The 16239-nt window shown below is 67.8% G+C and carries 13 protein-coding genes; 1 reads left to right on the top strand and 12 read right to left on the bottom strand.

The features are described 5' to 3' along the window. Window positions 1–12: 12 nt before the first annotated feature. From KL771_RS22060 to KL771_RS22110, 11 genes are all read right to left on the bottom strand, one after another. The gene (locus KL771_RS22060; RefSeq protein WP_261970675.1) at window positions 13–831 is read right to left on the bottom strand and encodes an ABC transporter permease; all 819 of its coding nucleotides are present in this window, start codon (window positions 829–831) and stop codon (window positions 13–15) included. Beyond that, window positions 831–1748: an ABC transporter permease gene (locus tag KL771_RS22065; RefSeq protein WP_261970676.1), complete on the bottom strand. Its 918-nt coding sequence runs from the start codon at window positions 1746–1748 to the stop codon at window positions 831–833. The genes KL771_RS22060 and KL771_RS22065 overlap by 1 nt, the downstream gene beginning before the upstream one ends. Continuing rightward, window positions 1745–2851 (bottom strand): ABC transporter ATP-binding protein, encoded by a 1107-nt coding sequence (locus tag KL771_RS22070; protein WP_261970677.1) that lies wholly within the window; start codon window positions 2849–2851, stop codon window positions 1745–1747. The genes KL771_RS22065 and KL771_RS22070 overlap by 4 nt, the downstream gene beginning before the upstream one ends. A 256-nt stretch (window positions 2852–3107) precedes the next feature. Further along, window positions 3108–4151 carry an ABC transporter substrate-binding protein gene (locus tag KL771_RS22075; protein WP_261970678.1) on the bottom strand — a complete coding sequence of 348 codons (1044 nt, stop codon included), beginning with the start codon at window positions 4149–4151 and terminating at the stop codon, window positions 3108–3110. Between the two features lie 89 nt (window positions 4152–4240). Continuing rightward, the gene (locus KL771_RS22080; protein ID WP_261970679.1) at window positions 4241–5449 is read right to left on the bottom strand and encodes an NAD(P)/FAD-dependent oxidoreductase; all 1209 of its coding nucleotides are present in this window, start codon (window positions 5447–5449) and stop codon (window positions 4241–4243) included. A 246-nt stretch (window positions 5450–5695) separates the two neighbouring features. Beyond that, window positions 5696–7996 (bottom strand): glycosyltransferase family 29 protein, encoded by a 2301-nt coding sequence (locus tag KL771_RS22085; RefSeq protein ID WP_261970680.1) that lies wholly within the window; start codon window positions 7994–7996, stop codon window positions 5696–5698. Further along, the gene (locus KL771_RS22090; protein WP_261970681.1) at window positions 7993–9102 is read right to left on the bottom strand and encodes a glycosyltransferase family 29 protein; all 1110 of its coding nucleotides are present in this window, start codon (window positions 9100–9102) and stop codon (window positions 7993–7995) included. Before KL771_RS22090 ends, KL771_RS22085 begins: the two co-directional genes overlap by 4 nt. 562 nt (window positions 9103–9664) lie before the next feature. Further along, a complete protein-coding gene (locus KL771_RS22095; protein WP_261970682.1) occupies window positions 9665–10114 on the bottom strand; it encodes an RrF2 family transcriptional regulator in 450 nt (149 codons plus the stop codon). A 182-nt stretch (window positions 10115–10296) separates the two neighbouring features. Continuing rightward, window positions 10297–10506, bottom strand: coding sequence for a hypothetical protein (locus KL771_RS22100; protein ID WP_261970683.1), 210 nt, complete (start codon window positions 10504–10506; stop codon window positions 10297–10299). 185 nt (window positions 10507–10691) lie between these two features. Continuing rightward, window positions 10692–10994: a DUF3303 domain-containing protein gene (locus KL771_RS22105; RefSeq protein ID WP_261970684.1), complete on the bottom strand. Its 303-nt coding sequence runs from the start codon at window positions 10992–10994 to the stop codon at window positions 10692–10694. Between the two features lie 107 nt (window positions 10995–11101). Next, window positions 11102–12184, bottom strand: coding sequence for an extracellular catalytic domain type 1 short-chain-length polyhydroxyalkanoate depolymerase (locus KL771_RS22110; protein WP_261970685.1), 1083 nt, complete (start codon window positions 12182–12184; stop codon window positions 11102–11104). A gap of 178 nt (window positions 12185–12362) precedes the next feature. On the opposite strand from KL771_RS22110, the gene KL771_RS22115 reads away from it, so the two are divergent. Next, a complete protein-coding gene (locus tag KL771_RS22115) occupies window positions 12363–14951 on the top strand; it encodes a sensor domain-containing phosphodiesterase (RefSeq protein WP_261970686.1) in 2589 nt (862 codons plus the stop codon). 95 nt (window positions 14952–15046) lie between these two features. On the opposite strand, the gene uxuA is transcribed toward KL771_RS22115, so the two are convergent. After that, entirely contained in the window at window positions 15047–16231 is a 1185-nt protein-coding gene (gene uxuA, locus KL771_RS22120; protein WP_261970687.1) for a mannonate dehydratase, read from the bottom strand. Window positions 16232–16239: the final 8 nt, after the last annotated feature.

The raw sequence follows: 16239 nt of genomic DNA on the forward strand, positions 1-16239 counted from the left end.
GCTCCCCCGCCCTTACCGCTGTTGCCCGCCGCCGCGCAGTTGAGTCAGCAGAATCAGCACCGTGGTGGCGGCGATCATGATGCTCGAGATGGCCGCGATGGTCGGGTCGATCTGGTCGCGCAGCGAGGCGAACATGTTGCGGGTCAGCGTGGAATTGGGCCCGCCCGAGATGAAGATCGCCACCACCACCTCGTCGAAGCTGGTCAGGAAGGCGAAGATCGCCGCCGTGACCAGCGGGAACCGGATCTGCGGCATGACCACCAGGAAGAAGGCCCGCGCCCGCGAGGCGCCGAGGCTCTGGGCGGCGCGCTCCTGGTTGGCGTCGAAGCTCTTCAAGGCCGAGGTGACGATGACCAGCACGATCGGGATGGCCAGCACCGCATGGGCGAGCACGATGCCGATCAGCGAGTTGACCAGCTTCAGCTGCACATAGGCGTAGAAGATCGCGATGCCGACCAGGATCACAGGCACGATGATCGGCGTCATCAGGAGCCAGAAGCCGAGAGTACCGAACCAGAAGCGCGAGTGGAAGAAACCGTAGGCGGCGGCCGTGCCGAGCGGGGTGGCGATCAGCGCGGTCAGGATGCCGGCCTTGAGCGAGGTCGCGGTCGCATCCATCCAGGACGCCGAGGCGAAATAGGCCTCGTACCAGCGCAGCGACCAGCGGCGCGGCGGGAATTCGAGATATTGCGAGTCCGAGAAGGACATCGGCACCACGATCAGCGTCGGCAGCACCAGGAAGGCGAGCGTCAGGATGCCAAGCGCATAAAGCCAGAGCCGGTTGCGGTGCGTGATCTGGGTTTCCGAGGCGGGACGGTCGAGCCAGGACATCAGCCGTGCCCTCCGCCGAAGAGGTCGACGCCGCGTGCGAGCCGCCCGGCCAGCCAGAGGAGCGCGAAGGTCAGGACCAGCAGCACCACGCCGAGCGCGCTCGCCGCGCCCCAGTTGAAGAAGACCTCGATATTGTCCGCGATCCGGTTCGACACCATCGTCACCTTGCCGCCGCCGAGCACGGCCGGCGTCACGTAGAAGCCGAGGCACAGGATGAACACGATCATCCCCCCGGCGGTCAGTCCCGGCACGGAGAGCGGCAGGAACACCTTGGCGAAGGCCTGGCTCGGCGTCGCCCCGAGGCTGGAGGCGGCGCGCAGGAGGTCGCGGTCGATCGCCCGCATGGCGCCGTAGAGCGGCAGCACCAGGAAGGGCAGCAGCACATGGACCATGCCGATCAGCGTGCCGGTCTGGTTGTGGACCAGCGGCAGCGGCTCGCTCCAAAGGCCCGCCTTCATGCCCCAGGTGTTGATCAGCCCGGTCCGCTGCAGGAGCACCAGCCAGGCATAGGTGCGCACCAGGAGCGAGGTCCAGAACGGCAGGAGGACCGCGATCATGCACAGATTGGCGACCCGCTCCGGCAGTTGCGACAGGAAATAGGCCAGCGGATAGCCGACCAGCACGCAGATGGCGGTGGTCAGGCCGGCGATCTGGAAGGTCGCCACGAAGGTGCGCATGTACGAGGGCTGCTCGATCATGCGCTGGTAGTTGACCAGGCTGACGCTGCCGTCGTCGCCGACGAAAGAGAGCCAGAACAGCCAGGCGGTCGGGATCGCCATGGTGACGATCACCAGAAGCAGCGCCGGTACGGCCAGACCGAACAGCGCCAGCCGCTCGAAGGCGTGGTCGCGGCGCAGGGCCGCCGCGTTGCCGTCGCCCGCCGGAGCCTTCGCCGCGGAACCGGTCGATACGCTCATCGGGCGCCCTCCCGATCCTCGGCGATCAGCACCGTATCCTCGGGCGCGAGACCGAGTCGCACCGTGGCGCCGCGCTCCGGCAGCGCCGCCCCGAAGGTGCGGGCGGTCTGGCGCAGGTGCAGCGGCGTGCCGTCGGCGAGGCGCACCTGCATCAGGATGGTGTCGCCCTGATAGACCACGTTGGCGAGGGTGCCGTCGAAGCGATTGAGCGACCGGCCGGCCGTGTCCCCGGCCCCGTCGCCGCTCTGCATCAGGTGCAGCCGTTCGGGCCGGATCATCAGCACGTGACCGCCGGTACCCGCGGGTTCGGCCGCCACTGTCAGGGCTGTGCCGCCGTGGTGCCAGACGCCGTCGCGGCGCTCGACCGGCAGGAACGAAGATTCGCCGATGAATTCGGCGACGAAGCGGCTGTTCGGCCGCTCGTAGATGTCGCGCGGCGCGCCGATCTGGATGATCCGGCCGTGATTGACCACCGCTACGCGGTCCGACATGGTCAACGCCTCGCGCTGGTCGTGGGTCACGTAGACGGTGGTCGAGCCGATCTTCTCGTGCAGCTGGCGGATTTCGATCTGCATCGCCTCGCGCAGCTGCTTGTCGAGCGCCGAGAGCGGCTCGTCCATCAGCACGATGCGCGGTTCGAACACGATGGCGCGGGCGAGCGCCACGCGCTGCCGCTGGCCGCCGGACAATTGATCGATCCGGCGCGGCCCGTAGCCGGCAAGCTGGACCATGGCGAGCGCCGCCTCAACGCGGCGGGCGATATCGGCGGCCGCCACGCGCCGGAGCTTCAGCGGAAAGGCGATGTTGGCGGCCACGTCCATATGCGGGAACAGGGCATAGTTCTGGAACACCATGCCGATGTCGCGCCTGTGTGGGGCGAGCCGCACCACCTCGCGCCCGCCGAAGCGGATGCTGCCGCGGTCGGGCCTCAGGAAGCCGGCCAGCGCCATCAGGAGCGTCGTCTTGCCCGAGCCAGACGGCCCGAGCAGGGTCAGGAACTCGCCCGCGCGGATGTCGAGATCGACCGCGTCGAGCGCACGCACTGGCCCGTAGGCCTTGGTCAGTTCACGGATGTTGATTTCGAGCGCCGCACTTGGACCCATGGGATCGGGAGCCCCTTCTCGATCGGATGTCGTGGCAGGCCCGGGCGCACCGCCCGCGACATCGCGGGCGCCATCGCGCCGAAACGGTCCGGTGCCGGTCTCGGACGCCGGCAGACCGTCCGCCTGGCCGTCGCCCGGGCGACCGATGCCGCCGGGCGGCAGCATCGGCGCATGGTTCGGATGGTCCAGGCGCGCGCCGTGCGCCCCGTCCGCTCGACGCGGACGGGACGTTGGGCGTCGGCCCCGGCCGACCGTATCACTCGGTCAACAGGTTCTGATAGGCGGCCGCCGCGGCGGCCTCGTTCTTGATGTACCAGTCGAGATCGACGGTCAGCTGCTTCTTGGCGTTGTCGGGATGCGAGGGCAGCCGCTTGGCATAGCCGGCCTCGATCGCGCCGATCTCGTAGGCGCGCTTGTCGGTCGGGCCGTAGGTGATGTATTTCGTGAATTCGGCCTGGTATTGCGGCTTGCTGATCTCGGCCAGGAACTTCATCGCCAGGTCCTTGTTCGGTGCGCCCTTGGCGATGGCGTAGCAATCATAGTCGAGCAGGGCCTGATTGAACGTATAGGCGACCTTCGCGCCGTCCTTGGCGACCACGTCGAAGCGGCCGTTCCAGCCGGTAACCATGTCGACCTCGCCGTCCTTCATCAGCTGCGCATGCTGCGCGCCGGACGACCACCAGACCGCGATATGCGGCTTCAGCTCGCGGATCTTCTTGATCGCGCGATCGATGCCGCCGGGAGCCGACAGCACCTCGTAGACCTTCTCGGGCGGCACGCCGTCGGCCATCAGCGCCGGTTCGAGCGCGCCGGCGACGCCCTTGCGATAGGCGCGCTTGCCGGGGAACTTCTTCACGTCCCAGAAGTCGGCCCAGCTCTGCGGGCCGGCATCGCCGTAGGTCTTGGTGTTCCAGGCGAGCACGGTCGAGAACACGTCGCCGCCGACGCAGAAGTCCTGCGCGGTGCCGGGCAGGAAGTTCGAGACGTCGATCACCTTGTAGTCGAGCTTTTCGAGGATGCCCTCGGCGCCGGCGCGCGCCGCGCTGCCCGAGCCGCTGGCGACCACGTCCCAGGCGACCGCCCCGGCCTTCACCTTCAGGCGCAGGTCAGCGATGCCCGTATAGGTCTCCTCCTTGAGGCGGATGCCGAGCGCTTTGGCGGCCGGCTGGAACAGGGCCTTGCTCTGGGCTTCCTGATAGGAACCGCCGAAGGACACCACCGTCAGTTCCTGGGCCATGGCCGTGGTGGCAGCCAGAACGGTGGCGAAGGCGGCAAGGATTCCGGCTTTGAGGCTGTGCATCTCGTCTCTCCCTGCAAACGACGTGTCGACGGGACTTGGCTTTTTGCACAGGGGGCCGTCTCCACCCCTGCGGATTGACTGCAGGCGCCTCAGGCCAACCGATCCTTCCAACGGTAGTAGAGGATCGAAGGCGCCAGGAACCAAGGATTGCCGGCATAGAAGGGCCGGGTCTGGAAGGTGAGCCCGTCGAAGGCGGTCGCGCCTTCCTTCAGGCCGACCATCTGCTGGCCGATGCGCATGCCGAGATAGCTCGCCATGCCGACGCCGGAGCCGCAATAGCCCATCGCGTACCACAGCCCCTCGTGCCGACCGACATGAGCCAGCTCATCGAAACTATAGGCGACGAAGCCCATCCAGGAGCGTGCGATGCGCGTGCCAGCGAGTTCGGGGAAGATGCGCACCATGTCGGCGAGCAGCTTCGGCCCGCTCGCGCGCGGATCGGTCTCCGACAGCGAGACCCGACCGCCGAACAGGATGCGACGCCGGTCCGGCGAGGCGCGGTAGTAGTAGACCACCTTGCGGCTGTCGGTGATATGGCGGCCACTCGGAAACAGCCGGTCGATGGTCGCCTGGGGCAGTTCCTCCGTGGCGATGATGTAACTGCCGATCGGGATCACCCGGCGCCGCAGCCAGGGCGTCAGCGGCCCGGTATAGCCGTTGGTGGCGACGAGCACGTCGCGGGCGGCGATCCGCCCCTTCGGCGTCGTGACCGTGAAGCCGGTCGCGGTCTTCTCGATGGCCGTCGCCGGGCACCGGGCGACCAGGGTCGCGCCGGCCTGGCGGACGCGGTCGACGAGACCCTGATGGTAGCGCGCCGGGTCGACCGAGACATGCTGCGGCTGGACCACGCCGCCATGATAGAAGTCCGAGCCGACCTCTGCGCGCTGGCCGCTGCGGGCGACCATATGGGCCTCGGTCTCCAGGCCCTTGGGCTGGTTGGCGAAGGTCTGCGCCAGGGATTCGTACTCGGCCGCGCTGTGGGCGGCATGGAAACGGCCGCGCCGGACGAGGTCGCAGTCGATCCCTTCGGCGACGATGAAATCCTTCAGGAAGGCGAGCGAGTTCTGCCCTTCCTTGATGATCCGGAAGGCGCGCTCTGGCCCATGCCGACGGGCGAGCGCGTCGAAGCCCGGCTTGACGCTGGTCGAGACCTGCCCGCCGTTGCGCGTCGAGCAGCCGAAGCCCAGATCCTCGGCATCGATCACCACCGTCGAGCGCCCGGCACGGGCGGTCTGCAGCGCGGCGTGCAGGCCGGTATAGCCGGATCCGATGACGACGACATCGGCCTTAGCCGGCAAAGATGCCGTTTCTGGAGCCGGACGCGGCGTCCGGTCCCACCAATAGCAATCGGGTCTGAAGTCTGCCGTGAACAATTCGGCCGTCACCCGGAGCCTCCCACGCCTGGAACCATCGCTGCCAGGACGTTGCAATTCGATGACAACAGTGTGTCACTCGAATTGGACTGCCCATAAGGTCCACTCTGGAGATTTCGAGCAGACCGATCCGGGCCGGAGGGATTGGGGGAATGGGGCCGCCGGCGCCGTTCAGCGGCGCCGGATCGGCAGGGCGGCGAGCCTCTCTTGCAGGTCGAGACGGGGTTGCGCCTCCATCCAGTCGAACAGTTCGACATAGGTCGACCGGTGGCGGTCGGCCCAGTCGATCAGGCCTGGCAGTTCCCGGGCTTCGCGGGCGATCGGGATCGGCAGGCCGGAGGCTTCGATCAGGCCTTCGATCTTGTGCGTGTTGCCGGCCATGGCGACGAAGGGCAGCCGCGCGCGGCAGGCCGCATAGACGGCATGGTGCCGCCCGGTGACCAGCAGGGAGGCGGTGCGCAGGCTCGCGATAAGCTCCGGCCAGCCGTATTCACCCATGTCGATATAGGGCTTGGCCTTCAGCAGGCCGCCGGTCATGCGCACGAAATTGCCGAACTGGCGCGAGTAGAAGTCGGTCACCACCGTGCCGCCGCCGAAATCCTCGCGGGCCGCGACCGGCGCCACCGGTGCCCAGAACGAGGCATCGAGGCGCAGCTCGGCTTGGATGCCGTGCCGGGCTTTCAGGTCGCGCTGACTGGCCCGCTCACGCACCGTGATAGCATCGAGATGGCGCAGGACATGGTCGAACAGGCGCCCGTTCCTCTGCCACACGGTGTTGACCAGAAAGGCCGGCCGCCGGCGCGCCACCGCCTCGCCGAGCAGCAGCATCTTCTGGTGGAAGGAATGGACGCCGTGATGCATCGAGCCTTCGCCGTTGACCACGACGACATCGTAGTCCTCATGTGCCTCGACGACCCGCCCGACCGCCTCGAATTCCTGCCGGAAATAGGCGGTCACGGCATCGGAACCGGCATGGTAGCCGGTATGATCGCCGGCAAATCGGATGCGAAGACGATCGTCGCGCTCGGCACGCAACGCTACGATCGGCGGCGCCGGCAACCGGGTGCCCGTGATGGCTTCGAACAGCGTCCTTTCGCGCGACCAGGCATGGCGCCCGGATGGTGCCTTGGCGTCGAAATAGTGCGCGATGCGCCCGCCCTGTGTCTGGTCGGTGAAGGAGAAACCGTAGTGGTCGACACCGGGCGCACCGCCGCGCCGGTCCGCCGCCAGGGCGGCGAAGGTCAGCCCGGCACTCGGCGCCCGGCCGAGTTCGGCGACGAGGCGCGTCTGGATATCGGGCGGGAAGAACGCGACCTCGTGACCGCGGGCCTGAAGCGTCCCGATCGCCGACCACGACCGGCACAGGATCTCGCCATGCAGCCCCGTGACGACCACGCGCCGCGCGGCCGTCTCGCCGCCTCCGAACCACAACGGGCGGACATGGAGGGTGGTCTTGCGGCCGAAATCCGGCGCGAATTCCGGCTCCACCGAGAAGCGGTTGAAGCGGACCACCTGGACGTGGCGGTCGATCGCGGCGCCCTGCCCGCTGCCGCGACCGGCCGGCGCATTGCCGACGATCGCCCAGTCCTGCGCGGGGTCGGTTAGATCGGCGAGGAGACGTGCCTGGGCTGCACGGACCTGGATGCGGCGCTCGAGAGTGGCCTCGGCCGCATGACGGAGGTCCGCATCGCCGCCGGGAAGCGACAGCCAGGCGCCGGCCAAGGCGGGGCTTTCAGGCACCAGGGCACGGATGGCGGTGCCGAGCCGGCGGGTGTAGGCGACGAGACGGTCGTGTTCGCCGCCCGCCTCCAGGATGGCCGCGAGCCTTAGGCTCGGCGGCCCCGCCGCCGCGTCGGGCCGTGCGGCTAGCCGGATCGCCGCCTGAACGGCCGCGTCGTCGACGCCATACCGGCTCAGATGCAGTTCCAGAGCGGCATGGCCGTTCGTCGGTTCGAGCGCCGGATCCGCCAGGATGTCGGCCGCCCGCGCCAGCACGTCCGGCTCGATCAGCGATCGGCGCGCGCAAACGGCGAGCAGCAGGTCAGGGACCGCGCCGGCAAGGCCGGGCAGTTCGGCGAGGCCGCGGACCCGGTCGAGCACGGCGTCGCCATCGGCATGGACGATCCATTCCTGAGCGATCGTCGTCAGTAGCGCCACCGCGGTCCCGTCGCGGTCATGGCCGGCCGCTGCCACCGCATCCCGCACCACCGCGAAAGCATCGCCATGCGCCCCGGCGCGGGTCAGGAGTTGGGCCAGGGTCGCGAGCCGGCGCCCGGACGGGACCGGCTCCTGGCGACGGCGGAGGCGGGCCGCATAGAGGAAGCTGCGGCTCGGATCGCGGCCAAGTGCGGCGAACAGCCGGTCGGCAGCAGAGAGCAGCGCAGGCGAACCCGAAAACCGCGGCAGGCGCAGGGCCAGATAGGCGGCCAGGGGCTCGAGCGCGGAACGGCGAGCCAAGGCGAGCGTGGTCACGATTGCAGGATCCGTTGGAAGAGTTCGGCCTCGGCCGTCCAATTGTGCGAGCTGGCGGCGGGAGCGACCGACCGCGGGCGTTCGAAATAGTGCCGGGAGCCGCCCTGCGGCTGGTCGGTCAGGGCGAAGCCATAGACCGATACGTTGGCGTCCTGGAACGCACCGCGCAGGCGCCGCAGCCAATAGAGGAAGGTCAATCCGGCGCTCGGCGCATATTGCAGTTCGGCCGCGAGGTCGACATAGAGCGGCGTCGGCACGAAGACCGGATTGCCGCCGGAGCGCACGACATCGAGGATGTCCCAAGGCGCGAAGCCATGGTGCCGGCGGTCGGGACCGCTGAACACGACCGACGAGAACTTGCTGCCCGGTCGCGCCCAGACGCCGGTATGGCCGGCCGCGCGCACCCAGATGTCGGCCCGACCGCCATAGTCGATGCGGAAGGCGGGGTCGGCCGAATAGTTGTTGAAGCGCACGACGAGGTCGTGGCGGTCGATCGCCGCGCCTTGCCCGCGGCCGATCTCGACCGGCGAATTGCCAACGACGGCGATCGACACCGACCGATCGGCCAGACGCTCCAGAAATCCCGCCTCGTGTTCCTGGCTGCGCTGCAGCGCTTCGCCGGCCGACGCGCCGACCCCGGACGGGTCGAGCCCGAAGAGGTGCATCTTCTCGATCACCGCGAGGCTGGACATCGCCACCGCCGCGACCTTGTTGCGCCGATAGAGCGGTGCCGTCACCTCGACCGCCTTGCCCCAGTTGAAGGCCTCGCCATAGGCCGCGGCCTGGATCGCGCTCAGACGGCCGGCGAAACTGCGTGCGAGCGCCGGGACGCGCGCCTGCAGACCTTCAAGGGCACGCAGGGTCTGCGGCGTCGGCCCGCGAAAATCGAACAGCATCTTGGCCAGCCGGGTGGCGGCCGGAAGGGCCGGAATGCGGTTGTCGGCAGCTGCCCGAAGCGCCGCGATCCGATCGTCGACGCGGGCTAGCGGGGCATCCGGCGGGTCCCGGAAGATGTTCAGCACCGGCGCGAACCAGTTCGGTCCGAAGGACGGCAGTGGCGCATCGCGACCTGACACCGGCGCGGGAGCTGCATCGAGTCTGGCCATCCGTCCGCTCCATTTCTATTGTTAGTCTATCGTAATTATGATCTTTAACGGTTCGAATGCAACCTCCGCACAAGTGCGCAATCAAATAAGCATGCGGTTCGCCGGAAGACGGCGCCATGGGGGCGCCCGAGGGGGCGGGCTCGGCCGACGCAGCAACAGGATACTTCAAAAGCGCATGAGGCGAGAATTCTGCGGCCGCGATCTATGGGCGAATCCTTGCTGGATCAGCGGGATGGCCGGGTCCGTTTCGCAGCCGCCGCCGGGGTTGGCGCTCCGGCGTGCCGGCCCAATCTCCACGGTTGAGGCAGGCGGCCGGACGATCACGTCCTTCTCGACCCGGACGGTGCCGCTGTCCGGAAGGAGAGCAGCCAGTGGTCTAAGTCTGACATTTGCGTCCCGCAAATGTCAGATTGAATTGACCACGTCATCAAAGAGTTAGTGGCTCAGATTCACGAGACGGATGAGAACCATCCGTCTCGATCGAACCACCAGCAACAGTCGACGGAGGCAAGCGAAGGACCGTGAACGGCAAGGCCCGCGACGCCGCGCCCCCCGTGCGACGTCAGCGCGTCCCGCCCGACCAGGCGGCGGCATTCTTGGCGCGGGACGCCATCTGGGCGATGCTCGTATTGTCGAGGATATGCGACATCGCATCGCGCACATCGACCATGGTCAGCCGGATCGCGCAGCTGTCGTGGTCGGCGCAGTCGTCGCAGGGCTGGTAGGCGGTGCGGCTGGCACAGCCGATCGGGGCGAGCGGCCCGTCCAGGATGCGGATCGCGGTTCCGGCCCGGATCTCTTCCGGCGCCTTGGCGAGCGCGACACCGCCGCCCGGACCCTTCTTCGAGCGCACCAGGCCGGCATTGCGCAGTTCCAGAAGGATCGTGTCGAGGAACTTCTTCGGGATGTTCTCGGCCTCGGCGATCGCCGCGATCGAGGTCGTCGTCCCCGGCACCAGACCGGCAAGATGGACGAGGGCCTTGAGCCCATACTTCCCTTTGTTGGTCAACATAGCCGCTTTTCCCGGACGCGCGCGAGCGTTACGCCGGGATTGCGGTGCGGTCAATCACCAGATCGGCAGCATGGCGAGTCCGAGCCGTCGCGGTAGCGTCGTGGCGATCGCAACGGCGCCCGACCGCAGCACCCAGCCGCAGCGACCGACTGCGCGGCGGACGTGAGTCGGGGCTCGGCCGCCTATTGGACCAGTTCGGCGACCAGAAGGCGCGTCCGCTGGTCAATTTCGGCGCCGATGACGGCCAGGATCGTCGCCGCGTGGCGCAGGCGACGGCCGAGTCGCGTCACGGGCGTTTCGGCTTCGCCGTCAAGACGGCTGGGCAGCGGATCGTCGGTGTAGCCGGCCCCCTGCAGAAGATCGTCCGGGGTCAGCAGAAGAGAATGGAACATGCGGCACCTCCATGCCGATAGAATATTAAATCTATATATTTTTACAATTGCGTTTTCGCGCTGGAACGCGCAAGCCCATGCTCCCGGCACAGACCGGTGCAGAATGGGACTATGACCGGATTGCGCCGCCGCGAACGCGGCTCGCGCAGGCGCGGGCCCGACGGGATTTGGATACCCGGCCGCGCTCAGGCGCCGGCCGGTGGCGCGCCAGGGCCGGGTGCGGCCTCCACGACTGCGCGATTGAGCGCGGACGGCAACACCGGAACGATCTCGAAGGTGACACCGGTGCCGCGCCAGGACAGCACCCAGGCCTGCAGCAGCGCGAGATCGTCGCAGCGCATCAGTTGAAAGCAGCGGCCGAAGCCCGCTTCGACCCAGCTGTCGACATAGTCGAGCCCCTCGGGCAGCATCCGCCCGCGCTCGCGCAGCCGATCGTAGACCGGGACCATGTCGCAATCCCGAAACCGTTCGATGACCATGAACAGCATTGTCCCGCTCCCTGCCGACAAGGCCCGGCTCCCGGGCATGGCAATCCCCGGCTCCCTGCCCGGCGCGCCTCCATTCGCCGATCTCGGCGCAGGATCGGCCCGCCGCCTCAGCCGCGCAAGCGCAACCGGTCGAGCAGCGATCCCAGATGGCTCGCGATCCAGGCGCCGAAGCCCCCCTTGTCGTCGATGGCTGCAAGGGCCGGTGCCGGCCGCGCGGCCGCTTCCGGCACCAGTCCGAAGAACTTCGCGATCTCCTCGGTCGACGAGACCGCGGCAGGCAGGAAGAAGGGCATCGGCCAGTTCGCGGCGCCGGCGCGGACCGGGGTCCCATGGCCGAGCCCATCGAGAAGACGCAGTTCGACGACGGGCCGGTCGCCGCCGTCCGACCAGACCACATGACGCCCGGACCGGTCGTGACGGTCATGGCTCGGCGCCGTGCGGTCCAGTCCCTGCAAGGCCAGCCACTGCCCCGCAATCTCCTCCGAGTTCGCCGGCGCCACGGTATCGTCGGCCGTCCCATGCCAGATGCTGATCCGCGGCCAGGGGCCGGCATGGCTGGTCGCTTCGCGCACGGCATCGGCCAGCGCCGCATGACTGCGGCCGGTGCCCCGGGTCATGGCGTCGACGCCGCCGCGCAGGGTGGTGGCAGCCCGGTACGGCAGCCCGGCAAGGATGGCGCCGCCGGCGAACAGTTCCGGATAGGTGGCGAGCAGGATCGACGCCATCGCGCCCCCCGCCGACAGACCGGTGACGAAGATCCGCGTCGGATCGATCGGATGGTCGGCAGCCATGCGGTCGATCATTTCCCGGATCGAGGCGGGCTGGCCGCGGTCGCGCGAGGAATGGTTGCGGAGGTACCAATCGAAGCACAGATGCGGATTGTTGCGCCGCTGCTGCTCGGCATAGAGGACCGCAAAGCCGTGTCGGTCCCCCATGGCCGCCCATCCGGCGCCCCGATCGTAGATCGACGCCGTCTGCTGACAGCCGTGCAGGACCACGACCAGCGGCATCGGGCCATCGACATCCTGCGGTACATGGCAGAGCATCGTCAGGCGGCCCGGATTGGTGCCGAAATCTTCGATCTCGGTCAATCGCGCCGCGCCGGCCAATGCGCTGCCGGTGAAGAACCCGGACAGAGACGTTCCGTCGGTCAGGCCGTTGTCGCTGCGCGGTTCGAACGAGATCGTCATTCCTGATCACCTCTGGCGGCCGCCTCGAGGACATCCTCGGTCTCGGTCTGTCTCAAGGATAGCGTCGCACTAAGGCTTCTTTGTGCACTGCAACATAAACCAATGAAAGGCGGCAAGCAGCCTTTTCTCACATATTCACGAAACCCCACTTTAACGGCTGCCGGCTTAAACTGAAGGAATGCAGTCGATCGCGCTTTCCGAAAGGGCCGAAGCCGGCCGCCCGACCCCGCCGACGGAGGCCGAACGCCTGCGGCGGCTGCGCCAGTACCATATTCTGGAAACCGCCCCGGAGGCGTCGTTCGACGAGATCGCGCGCCTCGCCGCGACCGTCATCAATTCGTCGATAGCCCTGCTGTGCATTGCCGACGAGTCCTGTCACTGGACGAAGGCGAGCGTGGGCATCGATCTGCCTTTCCTGCCGCGCGACGTGAGCTTCTGCGACCACACCCTCGCCAGCGGACAGATTTTCGTGGTGCTGGACGCCGCGACCGATCCGCGCTTTGCAACCAATCCTTTCGTGCTCGGCGCTCCCCACCTTCGCTTCTATCTCGGCTGTCCGCTGACGGATGCCGAGGGCTATCAGATCGGCACCATCTGCTGCCTGGATTCCAACCCGCGAACCGAGGTGCTTCAGAGCCAACTCGACGCGATCGCCAGCCTCGCGCGGATCACGGTCGACCGCCTCGAACTGCGCCGCCGCAGCGTCGTTCTGGCGAAGGCGCAGAAGAAGGCCGAGGCGGCCGAGGCGGTGGCGCGGGCGGCGCACGCGCGGCTGCGCGAGGCCATCGACATCCTGCCCGAGGCCATCGTGTTCATGGATGCCGAAAAGCGGTTGGAGTTGTGGAACCGGCGCTACAGCGAACTGTTTCCCGATGTCGTGGCGCCATGGCGGCCCGTGCCGCCGACCGGCAAGAATGCCGCCGATATCGGCCCCCTGCTCGACCGGCCGACGCCGCCCCCGATGGCAGTGCGCGAGCAGCGGTTCGAGAACGGCCGCTGGTTCCGATACGACGAGCGCCAGACCGCCGACGGCGGCACGATCGGCATTCGCGTCGATATCACCGAGTTGAAGCAGCGCGAAACCAGCATCAAGCTTCTGTTCGACCGCAACCCTGTGCCCCTCTGGCTCTGCGATGCGGAGACGCTGCGGGTCATCGCCGTCAATGACGCCACGCTGCATCTCTACGGCTATTCGCGCGCCGAGGCCCTGACCATGGCGCTGCCGGACATCTGCATCGGCTGTCCGGATGTCATGCGATCGGAAATCGACCTGCAGGCGACCGCCGACGGGCATGCCGCGCCGCGTCCACAGCGCCATCGGCGCGCCTTCGGCACCCCGATCGATGTACTGCCATTCATTCGGACCATCGATTTCGAGGACCGGCCGGCGCTGCTGGTCGGCGTTGTCGACATCACCGAACGCCTTCGGGCCGAGGCGCGGATCAAGCATCTGGCGCATCACGATCCTCTGACCGACCTGCCGAACCGCGCCCTGTTCCAGGATCGCCTCGCCGAGGCGATCGCCCAGGCGAAGGAGGAAGGCAGTCAGGTCGCTCTGTGCCTGGTCGATCTCGATCGGTTCAAGATGATCAACGACACACTCGGCCATGCCGCCGGCGACGCCGTGCTGCGCGTGGTGGCGCGCCGGCTGGCGCGGCTGGCCGGCCCGACCGACATGGTCGCCCGCCTCGGCGGCGACGAATTCGCATTGGTCGTCGCCGGTTCGGGACGCGATCCGGCCACCGTGCTGGCCGACGTTCCACGCATCTTCGATGATCCGATCATCTGCAACGGCGAGATCATCCAGATTTCGGGCAGCGCCGGTGCGGCCATCGTTCCGGAGGATGGCACCGAGCCCGTCACCCTGATGCAGAATGCCGACGTGGCCCTTTATGCGTCGAAGGCGGAGGGGCGCAACCGGCTGACACTGTTCGACCAGAACATGCGCGCCAAGTTGGTCCGCCTGAACACCCTGACGGTGCGGTTCCGGCAGGCCCTGCGCGACGGGGAACTGGTTCCGAACTACCAGCCCGTGGTCAATCTCAGCCATTTCACCATCCGCGGTTACGAGGCGCTGCTGCGCTGGAACCATCCGCAGGAAGGCCTGCTCACGGCGGCGGACTTCGCCGAGGTGTTCGACATTCCCGAACTGGCGGTGGCGATCGGCCGCTACATGCTGGATGCCGTCACGCGCGACATGCGCGCCTGGCTGGATGCCGGCATCGATTTCGGATGCGTCGCCGTCAACGTCACCGCAGCGGATCTGAAATCCGAAGGATTTGCGGAACGGGTGCTCGATACCCTCGCGGCCCGCGGCATACCGCCCAACCGGCTGATTATCGAGGCCACCGAGAACTCGCTCGTCGAACAGGACAATGTCGCTGTCGCCAAGGTGCTCGAAACACTTGATGCCGAAGGCGTCTACATCGCACTGGACGATTTCGGCACCGGGCATTCCTCGCTGGTGCATCTCCGCCAGTTCAATATCGCGACCCTGAAGATCGACCGCTCCTTCGTGCGCGACATGACCACCGACCGCGAGGACGCCGCCATCGTCCATGGGGTGACCATGCTGGCACGCAGCCTCGGCATCGCGACGGTGGCAGAAGGCATCGAAACGGAAGAACAGGCGCAGATGCTGGTCGAATCCGGCTGCAGCTACGGCCAGGGGTACCTGTTCGGCCGGCCGATCGCCGCCGATCAGGTCGGCTACTTCTCGGCGCATCGCCGCCTGCCGGCCTTGTCGGCCATCCAGTCCGTGGCCTGAACGGCAGGCCGGCAGGTCTCGGGATCGGATGCCCCAGCCCTCGGGCGGGCCGCGGCCGCCCCTGGCGAGCCAAGGGCGGACAGCCATTCGCCGACCTACATCACCGTCTCGAGCGCACGGATGACGCCGCGCAATTCCGCCAGGCCGCGCAGGCGGCCGATCGCCGTATAGCCCGGGTTCGTGCGCTTGGCGGCGGCCAGATCGTCGAGCATGCGGTGGCCGTGGTCGGGCCGGAACACAATCTTGGAGCCGTCCGCCCGGCGGTGATCCTCTTCGAGCAGCGCCCGCACGACCGCCACCATGTCGACATCGCCGTCGAGATGATCGCTCTCGTGGAACGAGACGCCGTCAGCCTCGCGCTTGGTCGCGCGCAGATGCGCGAAGCCGATCCGCGGGCCGAATTCGCGCGCCATGGCCGGCAGATCGTTCTCGGCGCGAACGCCGAGCGAACCGGTGCAGAAGCAGATGCCGTTGGCCGGCGACGGCACGGCCGCGAACAGCGCCCGGTAGTCCTCGGCCGACGAGGCGATGCGCGGCAGGCCGAACAGCGGGCGGGGCGGATCGTCGGGATGCAGCGTCAGCTTGACGCCGAGTTCGTCGGCGCGGCGGCAGATCGGTTCCAGGAACTCGACCAGATGGCGGCGCAGCACCGTGGCGTCGATGTCCCGGTAGCTTTCCAGCTTGTCGCGGAACTGCGGAATGGTCAGCGGTTCGGTGGTCGAGCCCGGCAGGGCACTGGCGATGACCATGATCAGGTAGTCGATATCCGCCTGGGTGAAGCCGTCATAGACCGCCTTGGCACGGGCCTGGACCTCGGCCGAATATTCGAGCTTCGCCGCCGGTCGCTCCAGGATGAAGAGCTCGAAGGCGGCGAAGCGGTCGCGGTCGAAGCGCAGCGCGCGGGCGCCGTTCGGAAGCTCCCATTCGAGATCGGTGCGGCACCAGTCGACGACCGGCATGAAGTTGTAGCAGATGATCTTCACGTCGCAGGCGGCCAGGGCCTCCATGGACGCGATCCAGGCCTCGATCGATGCCTTTGCCCGGCCGCCGAGCCGCTTCACGTCGTCCGGAACCGGGATCGATTCGACCACGGTCCAGGCGAGCGGCGTGCGCGAACCGCCTTCGACGATCCGCTTGCGCTCCTCGACCTCCTTGACCGTCCAGGCCTGTCCGATCGGAATCTGGTGCAGCGCCGTGACGATTTCCTTCGCCCCCGCCTGCCGCACGTCGTCAAGGGATACCGGATCGTTCGGTCCGTACCACCGCCAGCCTTCACGCATCTGTCGAT

Source organism: Prosthecodimorpha staleyi (assembly GCF_018729455.1).
In the GTDB taxonomy this organism is placed as follows: Bacteria; Pseudomonadota; Alphaproteobacteria; order Rhizobiales; family Ancalomicrobiaceae; genus Prosthecodimorpha; species Prosthecodimorpha staleyi.

What these genes read in the sequence shown, in the direction of transcription:
- KL771_RS22060 (WP_261970675.1), bottom strand. Translation starts at nt 831, where the DNA reads ATGTCCTGGCTCGACCGTCCCGCCTCGGAAACCCAGATCACGCACCGC.
- KL771_RS22065 (WP_261970676.1), bottom strand. Translation starts at nt 1,748, where the DNA reads ATGAGCGTATCGACCGGTTCCGCGGCGAAGGCTCCGGCGGGCGACGGC.
- KL771_RS22070 (WP_261970677.1), bottom strand. Translation starts at nt 2,851, where the DNA reads ATGGGTCCAAGTGCGGCGCTCGAAATCAACATCCGTGAACTGACCAAG.
- KL771_RS22075 (WP_261970678.1), bottom strand. Translation starts at nt 4,151, where the DNA reads ATGCACAGCCTCAAAGCCGGAATCCTTGCCGCCTTCGCCACCGTTCTG.
- KL771_RS22090 (WP_261970681.1), bottom strand. Translation starts at nt 9,102, where the DNA reads ATGGCCAGACTCGATGCAGCTCCCGCGCCGGTGTCAGGTCGCGATGCG.
- KL771_RS22095 (WP_261970682.1), bottom strand. Translation starts at nt 10,114, where the DNA reads ATGTTGACCAACAAAGGGAAGTATGGGCTCAAGGCCCTCGTCCATCTT.
- KL771_RS22100 (WP_261970683.1), bottom strand. Translation starts at nt 10,506, where the DNA reads ATGTTCCATTCTCTTCTGCTGACCCCGGACGATCTTCTGCAGGGGGCC.
- KL771_RS22105 (WP_261970684.1), bottom strand. Translation starts at nt 10,994, where the DNA reads ATGCTGTTCATGGTCATCGAACGGTTTCGGGATTGCGACATGGTCCCG.
- KL771_RS22110 (WP_261970685.1), bottom strand. Translation starts at nt 12,184, where the DNA reads ATGACGATCTCGTTCGAACCGCGCAGCGACAACGGCCTGACCGACGGA.
- KL771_RS22115 (WP_261970686.1), top strand. Translation starts at nt 12,363, where the DNA reads ATGCAGTCGATCGCGCTTTCCGAAAGGGCCGAAGCCGGCCGCCCGACC.
- uxuA (WP_261970687.1), bottom strand. Translation starts at nt 16,231, where the DNA reads ATGCGTGAAGGCTGGCGGTGGTACGGACCGAACGATCCGGTATCCCTT.